At 69.6% G+C, this 25316-nt stretch carries 26 protein-coding genes; 17 read left to right on the top strand and 9 right to left on the bottom strand.

The window, feature by feature from the left end; all coding sequences use genetic code 11:
* Positions 1 to 172: 172 nt before the first annotated feature.
* From LR948_RS04075 to LR948_RS04030, 10 genes are all read left to right on the top strand, one after another.
* On the top strand, positions 173 to 1006 hold the full coding sequence (locus LR948_RS04075; protein WP_232752665.1) for a DNA repair protein: 834 nt from the start codon (positions 173 to 175) through the stop codon (positions 1004 to 1006).
* 46 nt (positions 1007 to 1052) lie between these two features.
* The gene (gene radA / locus LR948_RS04070) at positions 1053 to 2423 is read left to right on the top strand and encodes a DNA repair protein RadA (RefSeq protein ID WP_232752664.1); all 1371 of its coding nucleotides are present in this window, start codon (positions 1053 to 1055) and stop codon (positions 2421 to 2423) included.
* Between the two features lie 30 nt (positions 2424 to 2453).
* Positions 2454 to 3026, top strand: a complete 573-nt coding sequence (locus LR948_RS04065; protein WP_232752663.1) for a CvpA family protein — start codon at positions 2454 to 2456, stop codon at positions 3024 to 3026.
* Positions 3027 to 3265: 239 nt separating this feature from the next.
* Positions 3266 to 4723, top strand: a complete 1458-nt coding sequence (gene purF, locus LR948_RS04060; RefSeq protein WP_232753168.1) for an amidophosphoribosyltransferase — start codon at positions 3266 to 3268, stop codon at positions 4721 to 4723.
* Complete coding sequence (locus LR948_RS04055) at positions 4720 to 5280, top strand: DUF2199 domain-containing protein (protein ID WP_232752662.1); 561 nt, start codon at positions 4720 to 4722, stop codon at positions 5278 to 5280. The genes purF and LR948_RS04055 overlap by 4 nt, the downstream gene beginning before the upstream one ends.
* A 114-nt stretch (positions 5281 to 5394) precedes the next feature.
* Positions 5395 to 5667: a pilus assembly protein PilP gene (locus LR948_RS04050; RefSeq protein ID WP_232752661.1), complete on the top strand. Its 273-nt coding sequence runs from the start codon at positions 5395 to 5397 to the stop codon at positions 5665 to 5667.
* A 174-nt stretch (positions 5668 to 5841) separates the two neighbouring features.
* Positions 5842 to 6501, top strand: coding sequence for an SDR family oxidoreductase (locus LR948_RS04045; protein ID WP_232752660.1), 660 nt, complete (start codon positions 5842 to 5844; stop codon positions 6499 to 6501).
* A gap of 326 nt (positions 6502 to 6827) precedes the next feature.
* A complete protein-coding gene (surE, locus tag LR948_RS04040; protein WP_232752659.1) occupies positions 6828 to 7616 on the top strand; it encodes a 5'/3'-nucleotidase SurE in 789 nt (262 codons plus the stop codon).
* Complete coding sequence (locus LR948_RS04035) at positions 7613 to 8257, top strand: protein-L-isoaspartate(D-aspartate) O-methyltransferase (protein WP_232752658.1); 645 nt, start codon at positions 7613 to 7615, stop codon at positions 8255 to 8257. The genes surE and LR948_RS04035 overlap by 4 nt, the downstream gene beginning before the upstream one ends.
* A gap of 124 nt (positions 8258 to 8381) precedes the next feature.
* Complete coding sequence (locus tag LR948_RS04030; RefSeq protein WP_232752657.1) at positions 8382 to 9521, top strand: peptidoglycan DD-metalloendopeptidase family protein; 1140 nt, start codon at positions 8382 to 8384, stop codon at positions 9519 to 9521.
* Between the two features lie 323 nt (positions 9522 to 9844).
* Here LR948_RS04030 and LR948_RS04025 read toward each other — a convergent pair whose 3' ends face one another.
* From LR948_RS04025 to LR948_RS04010, 4 genes are read right to left on the bottom strand one after another with little or no spacing between them, the layout of a single operon-like run.
* Positions 9845 to 10642 (bottom strand): ATP-binding protein, encoded by a 798-nt coding sequence (locus tag LR948_RS04025; protein WP_255702819.1) that lies wholly within the window; start codon positions 10640 to 10642, stop codon positions 9845 to 9847.
* Between the two features lie 41 nt (positions 10643 to 10683).
* Positions 10684 to 11571 carry a twin-arginine translocase subunit TatC gene (tatC, locus tag LR948_RS04020; protein WP_232752655.1) on the bottom strand — a complete coding sequence of 296 codons (888 nt, stop codon included), beginning with the start codon at positions 11569 to 11571 and terminating at the stop codon, positions 10684 to 10686.
* Positions 11568 to 12032 carry a Sec-independent protein translocase protein TatB gene (gene tatB / locus LR948_RS04015; protein ID WP_232752654.1) on the bottom strand — a complete coding sequence of 155 codons (465 nt, stop codon included), beginning with the start codon at positions 12030 to 12032 and terminating at the stop codon, positions 11568 to 11570. The genes tatC and tatB overlap by 4 nt, the downstream gene beginning before the upstream one ends.
* Before the next feature lie 11 nt (positions 12033 to 12043).
* The gene (locus tag LR948_RS04010; RefSeq protein ID WP_232752653.1) at positions 12044 to 12262 is read right to left on the bottom strand and encodes a twin-arginine translocase TatA/TatE family subunit; all 219 of its coding nucleotides are present in this window, start codon (positions 12260 to 12262) and stop codon (positions 12044 to 12046) included.
* Between the two features lie 213 nt (positions 12263 to 12475).
* On the opposite strand from LR948_RS04010, the gene LR948_RS04005 reads away from it, so the two are divergent.
* Positions 12476 to 13144, top strand: a complete 669-nt coding sequence (locus tag LR948_RS04005) for a YafY family protein (RefSeq protein ID WP_232752652.1) — start codon at positions 12476 to 12478, stop codon at positions 13142 to 13144.
* 196 nt (positions 13145 to 13340) lie between these two features.
* Here LR948_RS04005 and LR948_RS04000 read toward each other — a convergent pair whose 3' ends face one another.
* The 3 genes from LR948_RS04000 to LR948_RS03990 all read right to left on the bottom strand — a co-directional run bounded on the left by LR948_RS04000 (position 13341) and on the right by LR948_RS03990 (position 16261).
* Entirely contained in the window at positions 13341 to 14426 is a 1086-nt protein-coding gene (locus tag LR948_RS04000; protein WP_232752651.1) for an ABC transporter ATP-binding protein, read from the bottom strand.
* A gap of 78 nt (positions 14427 to 14504) precedes the next feature.
* A complete protein-coding gene (locus LR948_RS03995; protein ID WP_232752650.1) occupies positions 14505 to 15062 on the bottom strand; it encodes an RSP_2648 family PIN domain-containing protein in 558 nt (185 codons plus the stop codon).
* The gene (locus LR948_RS03990) at positions 15059 to 16261 is read right to left on the bottom strand and encodes an RSP_2647 family RNA methyltransferase (protein WP_232752649.1); all 1203 of its coding nucleotides are present in this window, start codon (positions 16259 to 16261) and stop codon (positions 15059 to 15061) included. The genes LR948_RS03995 and LR948_RS03990 overlap by 4 nt, the downstream gene beginning before the upstream one ends.
* 241 nt (positions 16262 to 16502) lie before the next feature.
* Between LR948_RS03990 and edd the strand changes: the two genes are divergently transcribed.
* Both edd and eda read left to right on the top strand, forming a co-directional pair.
* Entirely contained in the window at positions 16503 to 18308 is a 1806-nt protein-coding gene (gene edd, locus LR948_RS03985) for a phosphogluconate dehydratase (RefSeq protein ID WP_232752648.1), read from the top strand.
* Positions 18309 to 18365: 57 nt separating this feature from the next.
* Complete coding sequence (gene eda, locus LR948_RS03980; protein ID WP_370634883.1) at positions 18366 to 19007, top strand: bifunctional 4-hydroxy-2-oxoglutarate aldolase/2-dehydro-3-deoxy-phosphogluconate aldolase; 642 nt, start codon at positions 18366 to 18368, stop codon at positions 19005 to 19007.
* On the opposite strand, the gene LR948_RS03975 is transcribed toward eda, so the two are convergent.
* Positions 19004 to 19270 (bottom strand): hypothetical protein, encoded by a 267-nt coding sequence (locus LR948_RS03975; protein WP_232752646.1) that lies wholly within the window; start codon positions 19268 to 19270, stop codon positions 19004 to 19006. The genes eda and LR948_RS03975 overlap by 4 nt on opposite strands.
* Positions 19267 to 22047: a glutamine-synthetase adenylyltransferase gene (locus LR948_RS03970; RefSeq protein ID WP_232752645.1), complete on the bottom strand. Its 2781-nt coding sequence runs from the start codon at positions 22045 to 22047 to the stop codon at positions 19267 to 19269. Before LR948_RS03970 ends, LR948_RS03975 begins: the two co-directional genes overlap by 4 nt.
* A 128-nt stretch (positions 22048 to 22175) precedes the next feature.
* Here LR948_RS03970 and LR948_RS03965 point away from each other — a divergent pair, with 128 nt between their 5' ends.
* The 4 genes from LR948_RS03965 to LR948_RS03950 all read left to right on the top strand — a co-directional run bounded on the left by LR948_RS03965 (position 22176) and on the right by LR948_RS03950 (position 24703).
* Complete coding sequence (locus tag LR948_RS03965) at positions 22176 to 22643, top strand: YbaK/EbsC family protein (RefSeq protein WP_232752644.1); 468 nt, start codon at positions 22176 to 22178, stop codon at positions 22641 to 22643.
* 191 nt (positions 22644 to 22834) lie between these two features.
* Entirely contained in the window at positions 22835 to 23257 is a 423-nt protein-coding gene (locus tag LR948_RS03960; RefSeq protein WP_232752643.1) for a DUF2852 domain-containing protein, read from the top strand.
* Positions 23258 to 23332: 75 nt separating this feature from the next.
* Positions 23333 to 23776, top strand: a complete 444-nt coding sequence (locus tag LR948_RS03955) for an RDD family protein (protein WP_232752642.1) — start codon at positions 23333 to 23335, stop codon at positions 23774 to 23776.
* A 114-nt stretch (positions 23777 to 23890) separates the two neighbouring features.
* Positions 23891 to 24703, top strand: coding sequence for an arginyltransferase (locus LR948_RS03950; RefSeq protein WP_232752641.1), 813 nt, complete (start codon positions 23891 to 23893; stop codon positions 24701 to 24703).
* The last annotated feature ends 613 nt before the right edge of the window (positions 24704 to 25316 follow it).

Here is a 25316-nt window from a genome sequence, read left to right as displayed (position 1 = left end):
TTCCGCCGCATTGTAAAGATGCCTCCCGAACACTGAAATTTTTCTGCATCTTTTTTCGAATTCGGACGTTGTCGGCGTAACATTGCCGATGCGGGCAGTGATTAACGATTCGTTTTTGGGCTCGGGGGCTATTTTCATGAAACCTGCCGCGACGATCGCGTGGGCCATTCGCGTGTCATTTCAATTTCTGACCATGGCCCTTCTCCTGGTCCTGGGTGCCGGCGCGGTGGCCGCCTGCATCGCGGCGGCGGCGGGATATATCGCCTGGCTCGACATGCCGCTGAGCTTCGGCGGCTTCGATTTCCCCCAGGCCGGCATGGCCGCGCAGATCGCCGGGACCGTGTTGATCGTGGGGCTTCTGGCCTATCTGCCGGGAAATGCGCGGGTGCTGGCGCTGGAAAACAGCCACCGCCGCTTTCACCTGACCATGCAGGATGTGACCCGCGCCTATCGGCTGGCCCATGCCGCCGACCGGCAGGGCAATTTCAATCTCAAGTCCGAGTTCGATTCGGTCCGCGAGCGCATCGCCTATCTGCGCGACCACCCCGACCTGGCCGAGCTCGAGGCGCCGGTGATCGAGGTGGCGGCCCAGATGAGCCATCTCTCGCGCGACCTCGCGCGGGTCTATTCCGTGGACGCGGTCACCCGCGCGCGGGATTTCCTGACCCAGCGCCAGAACGAGCTCGAGGATTTCAACCGCCGCCTGGGCGAGGCCAAGGCCATGGCCGTGGAGCTGCGCTCCTGGACGGAGGCGGTGGAGATGGACGAGGCGGTGGCGCAGAGCCAGCTGTCGCGGCTGCGCGAGGAGCTGTCGGAGCTTTTGCCCGAACTGCAGGCGCGCGAGATCGAGGAGATCGCGCCTCTGCCCGAGCGCGCGGCGGTCGCGGGCCCGGCGCACGAGCGCGATTGGCTCGAGGTCTCCGAGGGTTACGGCGAGGACGAGGACACCGAGGGCCCGACCGCGCCGGACATCGTGGCGCTCAATTCGCGGCGCGCGGCGCAATGATCCAGGCGGCTTGTCACGGGGCGGCTGATCGGTGAAAACCGCCGCCATGGCCAAAGCCTCCAAGAGCAATTTCGTCTGCGCCAATTGCGGCAATGTCACCACCAAGTGGTCCGGCCGCTGCGAGGCCTGCGGCGAATGGAATTCCATCCAGGAAGAGGCCCCGCTCGGCACCGGGCCGGCCTCCAAGACCATCGGCGCGGCGCGCGGGCGCCGGGTCACGCTGAGCGACCTGGCCGCCGAGGAGGCGCCGCCGCCGCGCACCTCCTCGGGCATCGCGGAGTTCGACCGGGTGCTGGGCGGCGGGCTGGTGCCCGCCTCGGCGATCCTGGTCGGCGGCGATCCGGGCATCGGCAAGTCCACCCTTCTGCTGCAGGCCGCCGCGGCCTTCGCGGCCGAAGGGCTGAAGGTGGTCTATATCTCCGGCGAGGAAGCCTCGGCGCAGATCCGCATGCGGGCGCAAAGGCTGGGGCTCGGGGCGGCGCCGGTGATGCTCGGGGCCGAGACCAACCTGCGCGACATCCTCACCACGCTCGAGGCCGAGAAGCCGGACCTGGCGATCATCGACTCGGTGCAGACCATGTGGGCCGATCACGTCGAAAGCGCCCCGGGCTCGGTCAGCCAGGTGCGCGCCGCGGCCCATGAGCTGACCGCCTTCGCCAAGCGGCGGAATACCGCCGTGATCCTGGTCGGCCATGTCACCAAGGAAGGCCAGATCGCGGGCCCCCGCGTGGTCGAGCACATGGTCGACACCGTGCTTTATTTCGAGGGCGAGCGCGGCCACCAGTTCCGCATCCTGCGCGCGGTGAAGAACCGCTTCGGCCCTGCCGACGAGATCGGCGTCTTCGAGATGACCGGCGGCGGGCTGTCGGAAGTGCCGAACCCCTCGGCGCTTTTCCTGTCCGAACGTGGGCAGCCGGCGCCGGGCTCGGTGGTCTTCGCGGGCATCGAGGGCACGCGGCCGGTTCTCTGCGAATTTCAAGCACTTGTGGCGCCGACACCGCTGGCGCAGCCGCGCCGGACCACGGTCGGCTGGGACGGCGGGCGGCTGGCGATGATCCTCGCCGTGCTCGAGGCGCGCTGCGGCATCCCCTTCGCGGGGCTCGACGTCTACCTCAACGTCGCGGGCGGCATGAAGATCTCGGAGCCCGCCGCCGACCTTGCCGTCGCCGCGGCGCTTCTGTCGGCGCGCGAGGACGCAGGCCTGCCGCCAGAGACGGTGGTTTTCGGCGAAATCAGCCTCTCGGGGGCGCTGCGCCCGGTGTCGCAAACCGAAAACCGGTTGAAAGAGGCGCAGAAACTTGGTTTCTCCGCAGCGATTGCGCCGGAAGGCGGCAAGGCCGTGGACCCGTCCGGGCTGAAGCTGAACCGCATGAGCGATCTCGCAGCCTTCGTCGGTGACGTGTTCGGGGCGGGATAACGCTCGTTAAGACGAGGAAAGAGCAGGCCTATGGAAGGGTTCACCATCATCGACGGCGTCGTGGCGATCGTCATCGTGCTCTCGGCGCTCCTGGCCTATTCGCGCGGTCTCGTGCGCGAGGTCATGGCCATCGCGGGCTGGGTCGCGGCGGCCTTCCTGGCCTTCATCTTCGCCCCGCAGGCGCAGCCCCTGGTCAAGGAACTGCCGGTGATCGGCGAGTTTCTGGCCGACAGCTGCGAATTGTCGATCATCGCGGCCTTCGCGGCGGTCTTCGCGGTGGCGTTGATCGTGGTCTCCTTCTTCACGCCGCTCTTCTCCTCGATCGTGCAGCGCTCGGCATTGGGCGGGCTCGACCAGGGGCTCGGCTTCCTCTTCGGGGTGGCGCGCGGCATCCTGCTCGTGGCGATTGCCTTCTTCGTCTACGACACGGTGATCACCTCGCAGGACATCGCCATGGTCAACGACAGCCGCGCCGCGGCGGTCTTCTCGCGCTTCACCGACGAGATCGCGAGCCGCAACCCCGACCAGGCGCTCGGCTGGGTCACCCGCCAGTACGAAGAGCTGGTCGGCATCTGCGAACTGCCCGCGGGCAACGACGCCTAAGCCAAGTGGACGTGGGGCGCGCACGCACATGCGCCGCGCCCTGCCCCGGCACCTCCCGAGGCGCCTAATAAGGCACCCTGCCCGCCCGGATTTCGCGCCCTGCGTGTCCTCTGCACCAGCCTTCTGCTCTCCATGTGGAAATCTTCTGTGATAGTTCCGTGACAGCGCCGCGCGGAGCCACTAAGACACCCCCGTAAGCGAAGCTGGAATCGGAGCGACACTCCTTGTCCGACGCCCAAATGCCCCCCGCCCATCCTTTCGACGACGACAAGCTGCGCGAGGAATGCGGCATCTTCGGCCTCGTCGGCGCCTCGGATGCGGCGAATTTCGTGGCCCTCGGGCTGCACGCCCTTCAGCACCGGGGACAGGAGGCGGGCGGCATCGTCTCCTACGAGCCCGAGCAGGGCTTCAACTCCGCGCGGCGCTTCGGCTACGTGCGCGACAACTTCACCTCGCAGTCGTTGATGCAGACCCTGCCCGGCAGCCTCGCCATCGGGCATGTGCGCTATTCGACCTCGGGCTCGAAAGGCCCGACGCAGATCCGCGACGTGCAGCCCTTCTTCGGGGAGTTCTCGGTCGGCGGCGTCGCCATCGCGCATAACGGCAATATCACCAATGCCGATGCGCTCCGCCGCGAGCTGATCGAGCGCGGCTCGATCTTCCAGTCCTCCTCGGACAGCGAATGCATCATCCACCTCATGGCGCGCTCGCTGCAGCGCGACATCCCGGCCCGGATGGAGGATGCGCTGCGCCGGGTCGAGGGCGCCTTCTCGGTCATCGCCATGACCCGCACCAAGCTGATCGGCGTGCGCGACCCCCTGGGCGTGCGCCCGCTGGTCCTCGGCCGCGTCGGCGGCGCCTGGTGCCTGGCCTCCGAGACCTGCGCGCTCGACATCATCGGGGCGGAGTTCATCCGCGAGATCGAGCCGGGCGAGATGGTCGTCATCACCGAGGCCAAGGGCGTCGAGAGCCACCGCCCCTTCCGCCCGCAGCGCCCGCGCTTCTGCATTTTCGAACACGTCTATTTCTCGCGCCCCGACAGCCTGATCGGCGGGCGCTCGGTCTACGAGACGCGCCGCCAGATCGGCGTGGAACTGGCCCGCGAGGCGCCGGTCGATGCGGATCTCGTCTGCCCGGTGCCCGACAGCGGCACGCCCGCGGCCATCGGCTTCGCGCATGAAAGCGGCATCCCCTTCTCCATGGGGATCACCCGCAACCAGTACATGGGGCGCACCTTCATCGAGCCGACCGAGCAGATCCGCAACATGGGCGTGCGGCTGAAGCTCAACGTCAACCGCGCGCTGATCAAGGGCAAGCGGGTCATCCTGGTCGACGACTCGGTGGTGCGCGGCACCACCAGCCGCAAGATCAAGGAGATGGTCCTCGATGCCGGCGCCAAGGAGGTGCACTTCCGCATCGCCTCGCCGCCGACCGCCTGGCCCTGTTTCTACGGTGTCGACACGCCCCAGCGCGAGAAGCTCCTGGCCGCCTCGATGAGCGAGGACGAGATGCGCGACCACCTCTCGGTGGATTCGCTGCGCTTCATCTCGCTGAACGGGCTCTATCGCGCGGTCGGGGAATCGAAGGGCCGCGACAACGCCAGCCCGCAGTATTGCGACGCCTGCTTCTCGGGCGAATACCCGGTGGCGCCCTCGGACCAGATCGAAAAGGGCTTCCAGCTCAAGGCGGCCGAGTGAACCTTCTGGCACTCGACGACCGCTGGCGGCGGCTGAACGACCCCGAATATGCCTGCCCCTGCTGCGGACGCAGCTTCGGCGGGCTGATCGACTTCGGCTTCGGCGCGCCGGACGACTGGCCTTTCGCCCTGCCCGAGGAGGGCGGCGTGGTGGCCGAGGGGGAGGACAAGCTCTCCGAGGAGCTCTGCCGGCTCGGCGACCGGCGCTTCCTGCGGGCGCATCTGCCGCTCGCGGTGCGCGGTGCTGAAGACGCCGCGCATCTGGCCCCCTGGGTCGAGGTCGCGCCCGAGCACTTCTACGCCGCGCTCGACCGCATCGAGAGCGGCGCGACCGAGACGGTCGAGGTGCCCACAACCCTCGCCAATGCCCTGCCCGCGCCATTCGACGGGCCGCAGCCGGGCACCCTGGTCCTCGGCGCCCCCGAGGCGCGGCCGGGCTTTTTCCCCGAGGCCGGGCCGCTGGCCGAGGCACTGCGCGAGGGGCTTTCCTTCGACGCGCTCCTCGATCTTTACGCCGGGCTCGGAGAGGACATCAGGCCGCATCTGACCGGGCGCTGATCCGCCGATCGTCCGGGGCGCGCTGGCGGGCGCCCGCCGATCCCTCCACACCCCCTTGCTGCGCTGCGGCAGAGACCATATCTGCGGCCTCTCTTCGGAAATTCGAGGCAAGGAATGGCCAACGCAGCAACGCCCCGCAACGTCGCGGACCAGGCGACGACACACGCCAATATCGACATGAACGGGATCTCCCTCCTGGGGGTCATGGGCACCGAGGCCCAGCCCACCGCGCTTCTGCGCCTGCCCTCGGGCACGGTCGCCAAGGTCGCGCCGGGCACCCGGGTCGGACGGCGCGTGGTGGCGGCGATCGACGCCGACCGGCTGGCGCTGGTCGAGGGCGACGGCCGCACGACCTGGATCCGCATCCCCGGCACGAACGGCGGTTGAAGGCGGCGGGGCGGCACGGTCCGCCCAAGTGAACAGCAGGCGTGATAATTGGGGTCGTGGCGTGCGCCACCCTCGGGCCCGATGCGGCCCCGCTCGTCCAGCCCCCCACGCCCAAGCCCATCCGTCGCGCGCGGGAGTTGACACCGCCGCGCTGACGGGTGACATGCCCGGGCCATGACCAAACCCGCCGCCCTCATCACCGGTGCATCCCGAGGCCTGGGCTTTGCCCTCGCCGAAGCGCTTTCAGACCAGTATCACATCGTCGCCGTCGCCCGCACCGTGGGCGGGCTCGAGGATCTCGACGACCGCATCCAGGCCAGGGGCGGCGAGGCCACCCTGGCGCCCATGGATGTCACCAACCGCGATGCCATGGCGCATCTCTGCCGCTCGGTGCACGACCGCTGGGGCGGCGCGGCGCTCTGGGTGCATACGGCGGTGCATACTGGCCCGCTGACCCCCGCCGACCACATCACCGAGAAGGACTGGGCCAAGTCGGTCGAGACCAATGTCACCGCCATGGGGCACCTCGTGCCCTATGTCTCGGCGCTGATCGGGCGCGAAGGCCGCGCGGTCTTCTTCGACGATGCCCAAGGCGGCCAGAAGTTCTTCGGCCTCTACGGCTCGACCAAGGCGGCGCAGATCGCGCTGGCCCGCTCCTGGGCGGCCGAGAGCGACAAGACCGGGCCGGATGTGCGCATCCTGACGCCCGAGGCCTTCAGCGGCGCGACCCGCGCGCGGTTCTATCCCGGCGAGGACCGCGAGGCGCTGCTTTCGCCGCAGGAGGCCGCGGAGCGGCTCCTGCCGCAGATCACCGGGCCGCGCGCCACGGAGTGACGTGAGGGGGCCCGGGCGGGCCCCTTTTTCGTTGGGCGCGAGCGCGAGGTTTGGCGGGTCCGACCTCTGGAACGGCGGCGGGCCGTCAGCATCCCGAAAGCCTTGCGCGAGAGCGGCTTCGGCTCCCAGTAGGCCGCGACGCGGAACGCCCACCGCTCCCTGACACACGCCCGTCTGGCCCAGCCCGTCCCACACACCTCCGCCCCCTGCCGCAAACCCGTGCTTCCCGGGCCGCACCCCGGGCCAGCCCGGGCGAAAACACCCGCGGACCTTGCCCCGCATCGCCCCATTGCCTAGAGAACATGGCAAGGCAAACAGGCGGTTTCATGCGCATCCTCATCACCAATGACGACGGTATCAACGCGCCGGGGCTCGCGGTCCTGCGCGACATCGCGACCGAGATCGCAGGCGAGGCCGGCGAGGTCTGGACCGTCGCGCCGGCCTTCGAGCAATCGGGCGTCGGTCACACGATCTCCTATTCGAGCCCCTTCATGGTCTCCGAGCTTGGCCCGCGTACCTTCGCCGCCGAGGGCAGCCCCGCCGACTGCGTGCTGGCCGCCGTGCACGACGTGATGAAATCCGCCCCGCCGGACCTCGTGCTCTCGGGCGTGAACCGGGGCAACAACTCGGCCGAGAACACGCTCTATTCCGGCACCCTCGGCGCGGCCATGGAGGCCGCCCTGCAGGAGCTGCCGGCAATCGCGCTCTCGCAGTTCCTCGGCCCCGAGATCTGGGACGCGCCGGACATGTTCGAGGCCGCCCGCGTGCATGGCGCCGCGGTCGTCCGCCGCCTCCTGCCCCGGCTCGAGACCCGAGGTGCGGCCAATTACCGGCTGTTCTACAACGTGAATTTCCCGCCCGTCCCCGCCGCAGCGGTCAAGGGCACCCGCGCCGCCGTGCAGGGCCGCCGCGAGGGCACCGGCTTCTCGGTCGCCCCGCAGCTTTCGCCCGCCGGGCGGCGCTACCTCTGGATCAAGGGCGGCGACCAGCGGGTGCGCACGGCGCCCGGCTCGGACGCCGAGACCAACCTCGACGGCTATATCTCGGTCACGCCGATGCGCGCGGACCTCACCGACCACGCCGAGCTGAGCGCCACCGAAGAGCTGTTCGGATGACCGACGAGGCGGAACGCAAGATGCAGTTCCTCTTCGCGCTCCGCTCGCGCGGGGTGACCAACGCGCGCGTCCTGCAGGCGATGGAGACCATCGACCGGGGCCGCTTCATCCGCCACTACTTTCCCGACCGCGCCTATGAGGACATGCCCCTGCCGATCGCCTGCGGGCAGACGATCTCGCAGCCCTCGGTGGTCGGGCTGATGACCCAGGCGCTGCAGGTCAGCCAGCGCGACAAGGTGCTCGAGGTGGGCACCGGCTCGGGCTACCAGGCGGCGATCCTCAGTCAGCTCGCCCGGCGGATCTACACCGTCGACCGCCACATGCGGCTGGTGCGCGAGGCCCGCGAGGTCTTCGAGGCGCTGGGGCTCGCCAATATCACCGCCTTCACCGCCGACGGCAGCCACGGGCTGCCCGACCAGGCGCCCTTCGACCGCATAATCGTGACCGCCGCGGCCGAGGACCCGCCGGGGCCGCTCTTGGCCCAGCTGAAGATCGGCGGTATCATGGTGCTGCCGGTCGGGCAGTCGGACGCGGTGCAGAGCCTGATCCGTGTGACGCGCACGGAGACCGGCTTCGAATACGACGAGCTTCGTCCCGTGCGCTTCGTGCCGCTGGTCGAAGGGCTCGGAAAGGACAGCTAGGGCGCGCCGACACGGGCACGCCGGGACAGGAACCACACGCCCCGGAGACAAGGGGCGGCGAAAGTTGAGGGAAGTCGAGATGGTCGAAGCGACCCGCCCGCTCCGCGCACGCGCAGGTTTTACCATGCTGATGACCGGGAGCCTCCTGGCCCTGACTGCCTGCGGGGAGGGGCCGATCGACCTCGACCTGCGCCCCGGGCCCTCGAGCACCGCAGAGGCCGCGGTCAATGCCACCGCCGACCGCCCGCAGCCCGATGCGCGCGGGGTGATCTCCTATCCGACCTACCAGGTCGCCGTGGCCCGCCAGGGCGACACGCTGGCGACCCTCGCGCAGCGCATCGGCGTCGATGCCGGTGCGCTGGCCCGCTACAACGGCATCGGCGCGAACGACCCGCTGCGCGGCGGCGAGGTCGTGGCCCTGCCGAGCCGGGTCTCCGAAGGCCCCGCTGCGGGCGAGGCCAATGACATCGCGGTCCTGGCCTCCAACGCCATCGATTCCGCCTCGCCCACGCCGATCACCAGCGGCACCCTGGCCCCCGCCCCGGGCGGGATCGAGCCGGTGCGCCACCAGGTCTCGCGCGGGGAGACCGCCTATACCATCGCGCGGCTCTACAACGTCACCCCCCGCGCGCTGGCGGAATGGAACGGGCTGGACGAGAATTACGCCGTGCGCGAAGGCCAGTACCTGCTGATCCCCGTGGGCGCCAATGCCGCCGCTTCGGGCAAGGCCGAGGCCAGCGCCTCGGCGTCGGCCTCGGATGTGACCGAGCCGGGCCAGGGCTCGCCCACGCCGACGCCGCCCTCGGCCTCGCAGCCCCTGCCCGACGCGCCGACCGAGACCGCCGCGGCCGAGGAAGAGGCCGCCGCCACGCCCGCGCCGGACGTGGGCGAGGTCAGCGCGTCGCAAAGCTCCGACGCCGCCTTCCGGATGCCCGTCGACGGCACGATCATCCGCGAATACGCGCCCGGCACCAATGACGGCATCGACATCGCCGCCCCCGCCGGCACGCCGGTCCGCGCCGCCGCCAGCGGCACCGTCGCGGCGATCACCACCAACACCGACGGGATCCCGATCCTGGTGATCAAGCATCCCGACAACATCCTGACCGTCTACACCCATATCGACGGCGTCTCGGTCGCCAAGGGCGATGCGGTCAGCCGCGGCCAGGCCATCGCCCAGGTCCGCGCGGGCGACCCGGCGCGGATGCACTTCGAGGTGCGCGACGGGTTCGATTCCGTCGATCCGGGGCTTTATCTGAACTGAGTTGTTGGGCCTTTCGCGCGGGGGCTTTGTTTCGGGCCGTCGCGCGGGGATGTGAGGTGAGGCCGGGGGGCCAGCCCCCCGGACCCCCCGAGGTATTTTTGCCAAGCTGAAGGTGGGGGCTGGGCGCTCTGGTGGAGCGGTCAGTTGGCTGGGCCATGGGGGTCGCCTGCCGGGCGTCAGGCCGCCTCTGCGGCTGCTGGAAGACATCCACCACGTGCTCTGTCGAGCGCGAGCGAGGCGCTCTGGTGCGGGCCCCGGTTCCCGATATTGACCGCAAAGCGCGAGAGCCCCGCGACGCCAGCACCTCCGCGAAGGGCCGCGCCTCAGCCGACGGAGATCCCGGCGCGGCCGGCGAGGTCGGTGAAGAACTGCCAGGCAACCCGGCCGGAGCGCGCGCCGCGCGTGGCCTGCCATTCGATCGCCTCGGCGCGCAGCGCCTCTTCCTCGAAAGGCACGCGATAGGCCCGGCAGTAGCCGCGGATCATCTCGAGGTATTCGTCCTGGCTGCAGGGGTGGAAGCCCAGCCAGAGCCCGAAACGGTCGGAGAGCGAGACCTTCTCCTCCACCGCCTCGGAGGGGTTGATGGCGCTCGAACGCTCGTTCTCGATCATGTCGCGCGGCATCAGGTGGCGGCGGTTCGAGGTGGCGTAGAACAGCACGTTTTCGGGCCGGCCCTCGATGCCGCCGTCGAGCACCGCCTTCAGCGATTTGTAATGCTCGTCGTCATGGCTGAACGACAGGTCGTCGCAGAACAGCAGGAAGCGGTAGGGCGCGCCGCGCAGGTGCCCCAGGAGCCGCGCCACGCTGGGCAGGTCCTCGCGGTGCAGCTCGACGATCTTCAGATCGTGCCCCTCGGCCCGGATCGCCGCATGCACGGCCTTCACGATGGAGCTCTTGCCCATACCCCGCGCGCCCCAGAGGAGCGCGTTGTTGGCCGAGAGCCCCTGGGCGAACTGCCGGGTGTTGCGCAGAAGCGTGTCGCGGGTCCGGTCGAGGCCCAGGAGCAGGTCGATCTCGACCCGGTTCACCTGGGCCACCGGGTCGAGCCGGTCCGGCGAGACATGCCAGACGAAAGCCTCGGCGCCGTCGAAATCCGGCGTCTCGAGCGGCGCCGGGGCCATCCGCTCGAGCGCGGCGGCGATGCGCGTCACGGCCTCATCGGTCACTTCCGCGCATCCCCGTCGTCATCCGCGGCGTCGAAGTCTTCCTCTTCCTCGTCGTCCTCGAACCAGAGACCCTGGGCCTTCAGCTCGGCGATGCGCTTGCGCTCCACCCGGGCCACCAGGAAGATCGAGATCTCGTAGAGGCCGTAGACCACCACGAAGAGGATCACCTGGGTAATCACGTCCGGCGGCGTCACCAGCGCGGCCAGCACCAGGATTGCCACCACCGCGTATTTGCGGACGTTGCCGAGCCCCTTGGCCGAGACCAGCCCGGCCTTGCCCATGAGCGTCAGCAGCACCGGCAGCTGGAAGCAGAGGCCGAAGGCCACGATGAACTTGATGGTCAGGTTCAGATATTCCTGCGCCGAGCCCTGGAAGACCACCGAGAGGCCCTGGTTCACCTCTTCGCCGACCACCGCCTCGCCGTCGTTGCCGAACTGCTGGAAGCCCAGGAAGAAGTCATAGGCCAGCGGCGTGACCACGTAGAAGGCGAAGGAGGCGCCCAGGAAGAACATGAAGGGCGAGGCCACGAGGAAGGGCAGGAAGGCGCCCTTTTCGGACTTGTAGAGCCCCGGCGCCACGAAGCGCCACATCTGGTTGGCGATATAGGGAAAGGCCAGGATGAAGCCGCCCAGCAGCGACACCTTGATCGCCACGAAGAAGCCTTCCTGCGGGCTGATGAAGATTAGGTCGCAGTTCTGCCCGCGCTCCGAGAGCACCTGGCAGAGCGGCGCGGTCAGGAAGTTGAAGATCGGCGTCGCCACGGTGAAGCAGATCACCATGCCGATGATGAAGGCCACCACCGAGTGGATCAGCCGGTTCCGCAGCTCCGCCAGATGCTCGATCAGCGGGGCGGAGCTGTCCTCGATCTCGTCCTCGACGCTCACGCCTTGTCTCCTTCGTCCGAGGCGAGGTCACGTTCCAGCTCGTCGGCGCGGCTGCGGGCTTCGTCGGCCTCGCGGGCCTTGCGCTCGGCGGCCTTGCGGGCCGAGGCGGCCTCGATCTTGCGGCGCGCGGCGTCCTTCTCGGGCTTCTGCGCCTCCGAGGTCTTGGCGGTCTTGGAGGTGCCGCCCTCCTTGAAGGAGGTCAGGTCCTTGGCGGCGTCCTTGACCCCGTCCATCGCCGAGGACATCGGGTTGGTCGCGGATTTGAATGTTTTCTGCACGTCGCGCATGCCCGACTCGTCGGCGGCGTCGTTCATGGCGCGCGAGAACTCGCGGGCCATGCCCTTGGCCTTGCCGACGAAGCGGCCGACGTTGCGAAAGAGCACCGGCAGGTCCTTCGGGCCGACGACGATAAGCGCGACGATCCCGATGACCAGTAGCTCGGTCCAGCCGAGGTCGAACATTCAGGGGCGCCTCAGGCTTTGTCTTTCTCTTCCTCGGGCGTCACGTCGCGCGCGCCCTCGGCCTCGTCGTCCTTCTCGAGCTCTTCAGAGCCGTCCTTCACGCCTTTCTTGAAGGCGGTGATGCCCTTGCCGACCTCGCCCATCAGGCTCGAGATCTTGCCGCGCCCGAACAGGACGAGCACGACGACGGCGATCAGCAGGAGGCCCGGCAGGCCGATGTTGTTGAGCATGGTTCACGTCTCCCAAAGGTCCGGCGCGGGCTCCGTCGCAGCCCGTCCCCGGTCAGAATACCGGCCCCCGGAATAACGTCTCGCGGGCCCTCACGAAAGCGCCAATGCGGGGAAATCACCCGCCCGAGGGGGTGGATTTGTCGCTTTCTTTGTCATTAATCTGTCAGTTGTCAGTTTTTTGGCAAAACCTGCCGTCAAAGCCCCGGAATCACCATGCCCCGCGCCGACCGACTCTATGCCCTGATGACCCGCCTGAAGGACGGGCGGCTGCACCGCGCCGAGGACCTCGCCCGCGAGCTGGGCGTGTCGCTGCGCACGGTCTATCGCGACATGGAGACGCTCGCCGCCTCGGGCGTGCCCGTCGAGGGCGAGCGCGGGCGCGGCTATGCCGCCCGGGCGATGACCACCCTGCCGCCCCTGAACCTCACCGATGCCGAGATGGAGGCGCTGCACCTCGGGCTCGCCGCCGTGGGGGCTGCCGAGATGGACGAGATCTCCGAGGCCGCGCAGGGGCTCTCGCGCAAGATCGAGGCGGTGCTGCCCGAGGACACCGGCATGGCCGCGCAACGCTTCGGCTTCGCCACCTACCCTTTTGCCGAGGCCGCCGCAGGCTTCCGGCACATGCCGGCTTTCCGCAAGGCGATCCGCGCGCGGCAGAAGCTGCGCATCACCCTGAGCGACGATCCCCGGCGGCGCGACGTGCGGCCGCTGCACTTGGACTACTGGGGGCGGATCTGGACGGCGGTGGTCTGGGACGAGGGCGCCGAGGCCTTCGACACCTTCCGCATCGACCGGGTGGCGACGCTGACCCCGATCGCGGGGCTTTTCGTCGACGAGCCGGGCAAGCGGCTCGAGGATTTCCACGCCCTCGACACAGGCTGACCGGCCCCGTGCGGCGCCGGGCCAAGACCGTGGAACGTCCGGCGGAGCACTCGCCAAACGAAGCACAGATAACCATCCCCATAGGGGCCCACCGGACGTCCCGCGCGTAGTCACGGACGACCTGGCCGCCAAGTTTCTAAAAAAGATGAGAAAAATATGCTGACTTGGCGTCAAGCGCATTTCTCGACTGCCCGGTTCATCCGTCCTGGGCGGGAAAGACGAAGCAGCGGTCGCGCCGCACCGAAAGCCACATCGGCGTGCCGGGTTTCGGCAGGAAGACATTGGGCACCGTGGCGCGCAGCACCTCCTTGTCGTGGTCCATGCGGAACTCCACGAGGCTCTCCGAGCCCATGAAGCGCGCCCGTTCGACCAGCCCGCGCGCGGGCGTGCCCTGCATCGAGGTCGGGTTCGGGCCCCGGCCCTGGCGGTCGAAGTCGATGGCGACATGCTGCGGGCGGAAGACGATCTCCACCCGGCCGCCGTCGGGCACGCCGGGGGCCAGGAACTGCCCGAAGGGCGTGTCGGTCAGCGCCCCCTGCACCGTGCCGGAGAGCACGTTGATGTCCGAGAAGAAGGCCACGGCGGCCTTGTCGGCGGGGGCGTTGTAGATGTTGTAGGGCGCGCCCTGCTGCACGATCCGGCCCGCGCGCATCAGCGCAATCTCGTCGGCCATGCGCATGGCCTCTTCGGGCTCATGGGTGACCAGGAGGACGCTGGTGCCCTCTTCCTTCAGAAGCGCCAGGGTCTCGTCGCGGATGCCGTCGCGCAGGCGGTTGTCGAGCCCCGAGAAAGGCTCGTCCATGAGCATCACCCGCGGCCGCGGCGCCAGCGCCCGGGCCAGCGCCACGCGCTGCTGTTCGCCGCCCGAAAGCTCGTGCGGGAAGGCCTCGAGGTAATGCAGCAGCCCCACCCGGTCGAGCAGTTGCTCGACGCGGGCGCGGTTGGCCTCGCGCGAGCCGCTGAGCCCGAAGGCCACGTTCTGCGCCACCGAGAGATGCGGGAACAGCGCGAAGTCCTGGAACATCAGCCCGATCGAGCGCCGCTCGGGCGGCAGCCGGTAGATCGTATCGCAGATGAGCTGCCCGTCGACGTAAATCTCGCCCGAATCCTGCATGTCGACGCCGGCGATGATCCGCAGCGTCGTCGACTTGCCGCAGCCCGAGGGGCCGAGCAGGCAGGTCACCTCGCCCGGCGCGATGCGCAGCGAGACGTCGTCGACCACCGTCTTCCCCTCGAAGCGGCGGGTCAGATTGCGGATCTCGAGCCTGGGCGCGTCGCTCACCGCCGGAGCCTCCTGAAAGACCGATGAAAAGCCTCGGACCCGCAGGCAGCTAGCAGCGTGCCCCCCGGGGTTCAAGGCTCAGCCGTCGCCGAGATGCGCGGCAAGCGCCTTGCCGAGCCGCGGCAGCCCGGCCTTCTTCAGAAGCGGGCGCATCCGCCAGCCGGAATCCGAGAGCCGCCGGGCCTCGGCCAGGACCGCCTCCGCGGCGCGGGCGACGGCCTCGGGGTCGGCCTTGAAATGCCCCAGCAGGAAGCTGTCGGGATCGGCGCGCGACAGGCCCTCCTCGGCCAGGGTGCCGCGCGGGAAATCCTTGGCGTTGAGGGTCAGGATGACATCCGCCGAACCCGCGATTGCGGCCGCCAGCACATGCACATCCGCCGGGTCCGGCAGCCAGAGCCGCGCGGCCAGCGCCTCGGGCACGGCGACCTCGCGGCCCGGCCAATCGGCGGAAAGCGCGGCGATCTCGGCCCGGGCCTGGGCCTCGCCGTCGGGGCCGATCTTGCGCGCCGCCCGGGCCCATTCCTCGAGGATGCGCGCCGACCAGAGCGGCCGGAAGGCGCCGGTCCCCGCCACCCCCAGCACCACCTCGCGCAGCACCGTGGGGTACAGGACGTTGGTGTCGATCAGGACCTTCACAGCCGGAAGAACAGCGCCTTGAGGTAGCCGCTCTCGGCCAGTTGCGGCAAGAGCGGATGGTCCGGCCCGGCGCCGCCGGTATGGATCAGCTGCGCCCGCCGCCCCGCGCGCCCGATGCCGCGCAGGCAGGCGCCTTGGAAGGCGCTCAGATCCGCCGCATGGGAGCAGGAGCAGAGAACCAGGTAGCCGCCCTCGGCCACCAGGGGTGCGGAGAGCCGCGCGACGCGCTCATAGGCCCGCAGCCCCGCCTCGAGCGCGGGTTTTGCAGGCGCGAAGGCCGGGGGATCGCAGATCACCAGCTCGAAGCGCGCCTGTTCCTCTCCAAGCGCGGTCAGCACCTCGAAGGCATCGCCCGTGCGGGTGGCAAAGCGCGCCTCGGCACCCATGGCCTCGGCCCCGCGTGTCGCGAGCTCCAGCGCCGGGGCCGAGCCGTCGACCGCCAGCGCCGACTGCGCCCCGCCCGCCAGCGCCGCCAGCCCGAAGCCGCCGACATGGCTGAAGACGTCGAGCACCCGCGCGCCCTTGGCGAGCCGTTGGGCAAAGGCGTGGTTCGGGCGCTGGTCGAAGAACAGCCCGGTCTTCTGCCCGCCGGTCACATCGGCGAGGTAGCTGGCGCCGTTCATCTCGACCGTGAGCGGCGCCTCGGGCGCCGTGCCAGAGAGCACGCGGTCCTCGTCGTCCAGCCCCTCGAGTTGCCGTCCGCGCCCGCCGGCGTTCTTCAGGACCGTGGTGACGCCCGCCACCTCGCGCAGCGCCGCAGCGATCTCGTCGCAGAGCCGGTCGGCCCAGGCGGCGTTGGGCTGCATGACCGCGAGGTCGCCGAAACGGTCGATGATCACGCCCGGCAGCCCGTCGGCCTCGGCATGGACCAGCCGGTAATAAGGCGCGTCATAAAGTGTCTCGCGATGCGCCAGCGCCCGCGCCAGCCGCGCGCGCAGCCAGTCGGGGCCGATCTCGGCCTCGGCGTCGCGGTCGAGCATCCGCGCGGCGATCTTCGAGGCGGGCGTGAAGCCGACGAGGCCCATGGGCTTGCGGTCGGCATCCTCGAGCCGGGCGATGGTGCCCGGGGCCAGCGCCTTGGCGCGGCGGTCGAGGACAAGCTCGTTGGAAAACACCCAAGGGAACCCCCGGCGGATCGCGCGGGCGTTGGATTTGGGCTTCATGCGCAGGGTCGGCATGTCGGAGGAAGGCGATGTCATGGCGCCCTCATACTGGCTTCCGCGCGCCGCGGAAAGCCCGGGAAGTGGGGTGCGCGGCGGCCCCCGCGCGGGCCTCTCCGACCGCCCTGCCCGGCCCCGCGCGCCCTGCCGCCGACACGCCCGCCACAGAGGGCGCGCGCGCCCCGATGAGACCACCGAACAGGGCTTTACCGTTAGCGCTAACCGCGCTATGTCACCGGCAAGGACCACAGCTCCCAGAGACGACGGGAAAGGACGCGCCATGGCTCTCAACGCCACCATCGCCAAGGTCACCGACCGCATCGAGGAACGCTCCGAGACGCGCCGCGCCACCTATCTCGACCGCATGCGCCGCGCCGCCGAGGAAGGCCCGCGCCGGGCGCATCTGTCTTGCGGCAACCAGGCCCATGCCTATGCCGCCATGGCCGGCGACAAGGACGCGCTGGCGAGCGGCCGCAGCCCCAACATCGGCATCGTGACCGCCTACAACGACATGCTCTCGGCGCATCAGCCCTTCGAGCGCTTCCCCGACGTGATCCGCGCCGCCGCCCGCGAGGCCGGTGCCACCGCCCAGGTCGCCGGCGGCGTGCCCGCGATGTGCGACGGCGTCACCCAGGGCCAGGTCGGCATGGAGCTGTCGCTCTTCTCCCGCGACGTGATCGCGCTGGCCGCGGGCGTGGCGCTCTCGCACAACACCTTCGACAGCGCGCTTTACCTCGGGGTCTGCGACAAGATCGTGCCGGGCCTCGTCATGGCCGCGGCCACCTTCGGCTACATCCCGGGCATCTTCCTGCCCGCCGGGCCGATGACCTCGGGCCTGCCCAACGACGAGAAAGCCAAGGTGCGCCAGCAGTTCGCCGCGGGCGAAGTCGGCCGCGACAAGCTGATGGAGGCCGAGATGGCCTCTTATCATGGGCCCGGGACCTGCACCTTCTACGGCACCGCGAACTCCAACCAGATGCTAATGGAGTTCATGGGCCTGCACCTGCCCGGCGCCTCCTTCGTGAACCCGGGCACGCCGCTCCGCGAGGCGCTGACCGTGGCGGGCACCGAACGCGCCGCCGAGATCACCGCGCTTGGCAACGACTACCGCCCGGTCTGCGACGTGCTGGACGCCAAGGCCTTCGTGAACGGCATCGTCGGGCTGATGGCCACCGGCGGCTCGACCAACCTGGTGCTGCACCTGCCCGCCATGGCCCGCGCGGCGGGGATCGAGCTCGAGCTCGACGACTTCGACGAGATTTCCAACGTCGTGCCGCTCATGGCGAAGGTCTATCCGAACGGCCTGGCGGACGTGAACCATTTCCACGCCGCGGGCGGGCTGTCCTACATGATCGGAGAGCTGCTCTCGGCGGGGCTCCTGCACGACGAGGTCAAGACCGTCGCGGGCGACGGGCTGTCGCTCTACACCCAGGAGCCGAAGCTCGAGGAAGGCCGCGTGGTCTATGCCCCCGGCGCCGGGACGACGCAGAACGACAAGATCCTGCGCCCCGCCACCGATCCCTTCCAGAAGACCGGCGGGCTGCAGCAGCTCCGCGGCAATCTCGGCCACGGAATGATGAAGACCTCGGCGGTCGACCCCTCGCGCCACGTGATCGAGGCCAAGGCCCGGGTCTTCCAGGACCAGCAGCAGGTCAAGGACGCCTTCAAGGCCGGCGAGTTCACCGAGGACACGATCGTCGTGGTGCGCTTCCAGGGCCCCTCGGCCAACGGCATGCCCGAGCTGCATTCGCTGACGCCGACGCTGGCGGTCCTGCAGGACCGCGGGCTCAAGGTGGCGCTGGTCACCGACGGGCGCATGTCCGGCGCCTCGGGCAAGGTGCCCTCCTGCATCCATATCGCCCCCGAGGCGGCCAAGGGCGGCCCCCTGGCGCGGGTGCGCGACGGCGACATGATCCGCGTCGATGCCACCAATGGCGAGATCACCTGCCTGGCGCCCGATTTCGACAGCCGCGAGGCCGCGACGCCGGACCTCTCCGACAACGGCCATGGCGTCGGGCGCGAGCTCTTCGCCGCCTTCCGCGAGAACTGCGGGCTTTCCTCGAACGGCGCGGCCGTAGTGGTCTGACCCACGCCGCCCTCCGCCCTCTATCCTGACGACACCCAGAAAAGCGACTGACCCATGATCACACCCGCCGATGCCAGCGCCGCCTCCGAAGACCTCTGCCGCCTGGCCCCCGTCATCCCGGTCCTGGTGATCGACGACCTGGCCCATGCCAAGCCCCTGGCCGAGGCGCTGGTCGCCGGCGGCCTGCCGGTCCTCGAGGTGACGCTGCGCACGCCCGTGGCGCTCGAGGCGATCACCGAGATGGCCCAGGTCGAAGGCGGCGTCGTGGGCGCGGGCACGCTCCTGTCGCCGACCGACGTGGAGGCCGCGGTGACCGCCGGGGCGCGCTTCGGCGTCTCGCCCGGCGCGACCGAGGCGATCCTCGACGCCTGCGAGGCGCGCGACCTGCCGCTCCTGCCCGGCGCGGCCACCTCGACCGAGGTCATGCGGCTTCTCGAACGCGGCTACACCGTGCAGAAGTTCTTCCCCGCCGAGGCCAACGGCGGCGCCAAGGCGCTGAAGGCCATCGGCGCGCCCCTGCCGCAGGTGCGGTTCTGCCCCACGGGCGGCGTCTCGCTGGCCAATGCGCCGGACTACCTGGGCCTGTCGAACACGCTCTGCGTCGGCGGCTCCTGGGTGGCGCCGAAGGACAAGATGGAGGCCGGCGACTGGGCCGGGATCACCGAACTGGCCCGCGAAGCGGCGGCGCTGGCGCGCTAGTGCCGTGAGCGGCTGCGGCCCCGCCAGCCGCCCCGGCGACGGGGGCTCTGCAGCCCGCTGAGCCCTTCCCGCAAGACCTGCGTCATCGGGTGTTCCGGGTCGCCGTAGCGCTCCAGCATGGCCCTGATGGCGGCGCCGTTGTCGGCCTCGAGCGGCAGGCCGAGCGCCCAGTCGAGGAAGATCGTCCGGCAATCCTCGAGCGTGATGCCCTCGATGCGATAGGCCTCGCGGATGAGGCCCTTGGGGTCCATCTCCTGGCTCATGCGCCCTCCTCCTGTCCGAGTGCCCGGTCGATGATCGCTCCGGCCTCGGCGCCTTTCTCTTCCAGAAGCGCGCCGAGCGCGGCCATGTCCTCGGCCCCGGTCAGCCGCGACAGCAAGGCCCGCGCGCCGCCGCCGGCCTCCTCGGGGTCGAAGGCCCCGTCCGAGACCAGCCGCCCGCCGATCTGGAGCGCCCAGAACAGGTCATAGGCCGCGCAAAGCGTGTCGCCCTCACCCGGGGCGATCATGCCGATGCGCTCGGCCTCCGAGAGGGCCGCGTCGATGCGCTCGGGCGTGTGTTCCGACAGAAGCGCCGCGGCCTGGGCCAGAAGCTCGATCTCCTGCATCCGGCCACGGCCGATCTTCACGTCCCAGGTGGCGCCGGTGCCCTTGGCCGCGGCGATGCGGCTGCGCATCTCGGCCAGCTCGCCCAGCACCTTGGCGCGGTCGCGCGGCTCGGCCAGGAGCGCCTGGCGGAACTCCGAGACCTCTTGGGCCAGCGCCGGCTCGCCCGCAACCGGGCGGGCGCGGGTCAGCGCCAGGTGTTCCCAGGTCCAGGCCTCCTCGGTCTGGTAGCTGCGGAAGGAGGCCAGCGAGGTCGCGACCGGCCCCTGGTTGCCCGAGGGGCGCAGCCGCATGTCCATCTCGTAGAGCCGCCCCTCGGCCATGGGCGCGGTCACGGCGGCCACCAGCGCCTGGGTGAGCCGCGCGTAATAGGCCCTTGAGGACAGGGACTTTTTGCCGTCCGAGGCCTCGATGCCGTCGGGGTCGTAGATGACGATCACATCGAGGTCCGACCGCGCATGCAGCCGCCCGGCACCGAGCGAGCCCATGCCCAGGACCACCGCGCCCTTGCCCGGCGGCTGGCCGTAGCGGCGGGCGAAATCCTCGACCACATAGGGCATGAGCCCCGAGAGCGAGGCCTCGGCGATCTCGGCATATTGCGCGGCGGCCTCCTCGGCGGTGGCGAGGCCCCGCAGCAGATGCACGCCGGTGCGGAAGTGCCATTCCTTGCCCCAGCGCCGCGCCGCGTCGAGCCGCCGCTCGTAGTCGCCCTCGCGCTCCAGCGTCTCCTGCAGCGAGGCTTTCAGCGCCTCGAGCCCCGGCCAATCTGCAAAGAAATCCCCGCCGATCACCGCGTCGAAAACTCCAGCGTTACGTGAAAGATACCGCGCAAGGTCCGGGGAAGTCGCGACAATATCGACCAGAAGGTCGATGAGCTGGGGGTTGGCCTCAAACAGCGAGAAAAGCTGCACGCCCGCCGGAAGCCCCTCGAGGAAGCCGTCGAAAGCCGCCAGCGCCTCTTCGGGGCGCGCGGCGCATTGCAGCCGGGCGAGGATGTCCGGCTTCAGCCGGTTGAAGATCGCCACCGCGCGCGAGGAGCGCAGCGCCGGATAGCTGGGCCAGCGCTCCGTGATGCCCGCGCCGAAGTCCGGCTCCACCACGCCTTCGCTGGGCGCATCGGGGGCGAAGAAGCCCTCGGTCGTGGCGTGGGTCTCTTCGAGTCTCGCACGAATATCACTCCGCAACTCACTGACATCCTTGTCACAAAGCGCCGCAAGCCGCCCGAATCCCTCGTCGTTCGTCGGCAGGAGATGCGTCTGCGCGTCGTTCATCATCTGCACCCGGTGCTCGATCTCGCGATGGGCGCGGTAATGGCCGGTGAGCGTCTCGGCGCTGGCCTCGGGAATCCAGCCCTTTTCGGCGAGCCGTGCCATGCCCGCGACGGTGCCCTGCACGCGCAGGTCCGGGTCGCGGCCCCCGGCGATGATCTGCTGGGTCTGGGTGAAGAACTCGATCTCGCGGATGCCGCCGCGGCCCAGCTTCATGTCGTGGCCCTCGAGCGCGATGCGCTTGCCCTGCCCCTTGTGCTTGCGGATCCTGAGCCGCATGTCGTGGGCGTCCTGGATCGCCGCGAAATCGAGGTGCCGCCGCCAGACGAAGGGGCGCAGCGTCTCGAGGAATGTCGCGCCCGCCTTGAGGTCGCCCGCCGCGGGCCGGGCCTTGATATAGGCCGCGCGTTCCCAGGTGCGGCCGAGGCTCTCGTAGTAATGTTCCGCCGCCTCCATGGCCATGCAGACCGGCGTCACCGCCGGGTCGGGACGAAGCCGCAGGTCGGTGCGGAAGACATAGCCCTCGCCAGTCAGATCCGAGAGCATCTGGCACATCTTGCGCGTCGCCCGCACCAGGCTGGCCCGCGCCTCGTGGAAATCCTCGGGCGCAAAGCGGGTCTCGTCGAAAAGGCAGATCAGGTCGATGTCCGAGGAATAGTTCAGCTCATGCGCGCCCATCTTGCCCATGGCCAGCGCCACCATGCCGCCGGCCTCGGGGATGTCCTCCTCGGTCGCGCCGGGCAGCTTGCCCCGCCGGATCTCGGCGCCGACCGTGGCCTCGAGCGCGAGCTGCACCGAGAGATCGGCAAAGCGCGTCAGCGTCGCGGTCACCGTCTCGAGCGGCCAGACCCCGCCGAGGTCGGCCAGCGCGGTCAAGAGCGCCACCCGCCGCTTGGCCTCGCGCAAATCGCTCGGGCGGCTCTCGACGGGCCCGGCGCGCAGCGCCTCGAAGAGCGTCTCGATCGCCGCCTCGGGGTTTTCGGCCGCGCCTTCGAGCCAGGCGCCCTCGCGCTGGATCAGCGTGCCGAGGTAAGGCGCGGTGCCGCCCGCCCCGGCGATCAGCTCACCCATGCCGCCCGCGGCCCAGGGCGCGGCGGCGCGCGCCTCGGCGCCCTGTTCGGGGTCATAGGGTCGGGGACAGCGGGTCATGCGGGCATCGAAGGACATGGGCCGATCTGGTCACGAGACCGGCCCGAGCGCAATGGCCCGAAGCGCCCCCGGCTTGCACATCCCGCGGCGATCCTGTCTCGTCCGCGCCAGCCATCGGAACGGACAGGACGGGAGGGCATCGGCAGATGAGCAAGAGCCTCAAGCGCGTGCGCGCGGCCTTGGAAGCGGCGGGACTGGAGCCCGAGATTCGCGAGGTCGGCCAGGCCCGAACGGCGGCCGAGGCGGCCTCTTCGGTGGGCTGCGAGATCGACCAGATCGCCAAGTCGATCATCTTCCGCGCCGAGGAAAGCGGCGCGGCGGTGCTGTTCCTGACCGCGGGCGGCAACCGGGTCGACGCCGAGAAGGCCTCAGGCCTGGCGGGCGAGCCCCTGGGCAAGGCCGATGCGGCGCTGATCCGGGCGCAGACCGGCTTTGCCATCGGCGGCGTCGCCCCGGTGGGGCATCTGAACCCGATCCGGGCCTGGATCGACCCGCGGCTCCTGGAGTTCGAGGCCGCCTGGGCCGCCGCCGGCACCCCGCGCCACGTGGTGCGCATCGAAAGCGCCCGCCTGCCCGAACTGACAGGCGCCGAGGAGGCGGATTTCACCCTCTGAGCGGCCCGGGGCGCGGTTTTCCGGGGTTTATTTTCCGGGGTTTTCCGGCCCCGGGCGCGACCTGCACCGAAAAAATGTAAAGCTCATTCACATCGCCCCTTGAAAGCGCGGGTTCGCGTTCCGATCTGAAGTAATGTGAAAGACATTCACATCACGTCCCCGCGATACCGCCGCAACCCAAGGAGACCCAAATGAGCACCGTCGCCCAATCAAGCACCCTGCCCGCCACCGCAGGCTGGCTGAGCCGCGCGGAAGCCTGGCTCGACGCCAGGGGCAAAGGCGCCTGGATCGTCGCCATGATCGCAGGTTTCGTCCTTTTCTGGCCCCTCGGGCTCGCGCTTCTCGCCTATATGATCTGGAGCAAACGCATGTTTTCCTGTTCGTCCCGCCGTTCCTCGGCCTCGCGCCGCGCCTTCTCGGCCATGAAGCCCTCGGGCAACAGCGCCTTCGACGCCTACAAGGAGGAGACCCTCCGCCGGCTCGAGCATGAACAGGCCGAGTTCGAGAGCTTCCTGCGCCGCCTGCGCGAGGCCCGCGACAAGGCCGAGTTCGACGAGTTCATGAAGGAGCGCGACACCCGCGCCCGCGACGACGAGGGCGAGACCGCCTCCTGACAATGCCGCCCGCGGGGCCCATATGGGCCCCGTGACCCCGCCCGCCCGGACAGTGACCGACCGAGAGACAGACCCATGCACGCCGCAACCTCCCATCTTCCCGACCCGGTGACGCAGCCGGAGTTCTATGACAGCGTGACCACCAAGCGCCTCCTGGCCTGGGTGATCGACATGATCCTGGTGGCGATCCTGGTGATCCCGGCGGTGGTCTTCACCCTGGGCATCGCGCTGTTCTTCCTGCCGCTCGTCTGGCTGATGGTCAGCTTCCTCTACCGCTGGATCACCATCGCCCACGGCTCGGCCACCTGGGGCATGCGCGCCATGGCGATCGAGCTGCGCGACGCCTACGGCCAGCGGCTCGACGCCGGGCTCGCCTTCTTCCACACGCTGGGCTACGCGCTCTCGGTCTCGACCGCGATCGTGCAGGTCGGCTCGATCGTCCTGATGCTCACCAGCGAGCGCCGCCAGGGCCTGACCGACCTGGTCCTGGGCACGGTGATGATCAACCGCCGGGCCTGAGCTTCGGGCCCGGGTTGAAGGGTCCCCTGCAGGCGCGCGTCAGACCTTGGCGCGCGCCGGTTTCGTTGCTACCTTCCCGGATTACAGGCTGAGCAGGACGGAACCTTTCACGACATGCGCCACACGCTGCCCCTTGCCCCGCAATTCTACGTGACGGCGCCGCAGCCCTGCCCCTATCTCGAGGGGCGGATGGAACGGAAGCTGTTCACCGCCCTGCAGGGGCCGCAGGCCGAGCGGCTGAACGACTCGCTGTCGAAACAGGGCTTCCGGCGCTCGCAGAACGTGCTCTACCGGCCGTCGTGCTCGGAATGCACGGCCTGCCTTTCGGCGCGGATCGACGTGTCGAAATTCGCCCCGTCGAAAAGCCAGCGCCGCACGCTGAAGCGCAACGCCCACCTGCTGCGCCGCGCCACCAGCCCCTGGGCCACCGAGGAGCAATACGGCCTCTTCCGCCGCTACCTCGACACCCGCCACGCCGATGGCGGCATGGCCGACATGGACATCTTCGAGTTCGCCGCGATGATCGAAGAGACCCCGATCCGCAGCCGGGTGATCGAATATGTCGACGGCGCCGACGACCATCTGACCGCGGTCTGCCTGACCGATGTGCTCGATGACGGGCTGTCGATGGTCTATTCCTTCTACGAGCCCGACACGCCCCGGCAGTCGCTCGGCGGCTACATGATCCTCGATCACATCGAGATCGCGCGGGAGGCGAAGCTGCCTTACGTCTACCTGGGCTACTGGGTGCCGGGCAGCCCGAAGATGGGCTACAAGCGCAACTTCAAGGGCCTCGAGGTCTTCCGCGACGGCGGCTGGGTGGCGCTGGACGGCAGCGAGGATTTCTCGCGCGACATGGACCCCGGGCATACCGACCCGATCGCCGAGCAGGTGGCGAATATCTCGCTGCCGGATACGGTGGGGTGAGAGGGGCGGCTGGGGCTGAGGGCGCGAAAGTGATCGGATCCCCTTTAGAGGAACGCCCTATAGCCCCGCGCCTTCTTGCGCCCGAATTGCATCGAAGATGCCGGGCGCGCGCCGGACCGGCCCCTTGGGCCGGCGCTCCTTGGGATGGCGTGCTTAGCTCACCCCTGGTCCTGACCTTGCTGGGATAAAGCACCTCGCTCAAAGGTCAGCAGCGCCGGCCCCCGGTCCGGTGCGCGCCCTCTGTTGAGGCTTGCTGATGAGTTGGGGAGCCGCGACCTCACCCCGATTTCCGCCGAACAGACCGCCGGTGCCTGGGTGTTCGGCAACACCCCGCGCCTACTTGCGCCCGAATAGCACCGAAGGTGCCGGGCGCGCGCCGGACCGGCCCCTTGGGCCGGCGCTCCTTGGGATGGCGCGCTTAGCTCACCCCTAGTCCTGACCTTTCTGCCATAAAGCGCCTCGCTCAGAACTCAGCGGCGCCGACCCCCGGTCCGGTGCGCGCCCTCTGTCGAGGCTTGCTGATGGGTTGGGGAGCCGCGATCTCAACCCCGTTTTCTCTGAATAGACCGCCGGTGCCTGGGCCTTCGGCTGGCACCCACGCCCTCTTGCGCCC

Source organism: Roseivivax sp. GX 12232 (assembly GCF_021272185.1).
In the GTDB taxonomy this organism is placed as follows: domain Bacteria; phylum Pseudomonadota; class Alphaproteobacteria; order Rhodobacterales; family Rhodobacteraceae; genus Roseivivax.
Note: the sequence above shows the minus strand (reverse complement) of the source record. Positions and strands in the feature narration are given on the sequence as shown.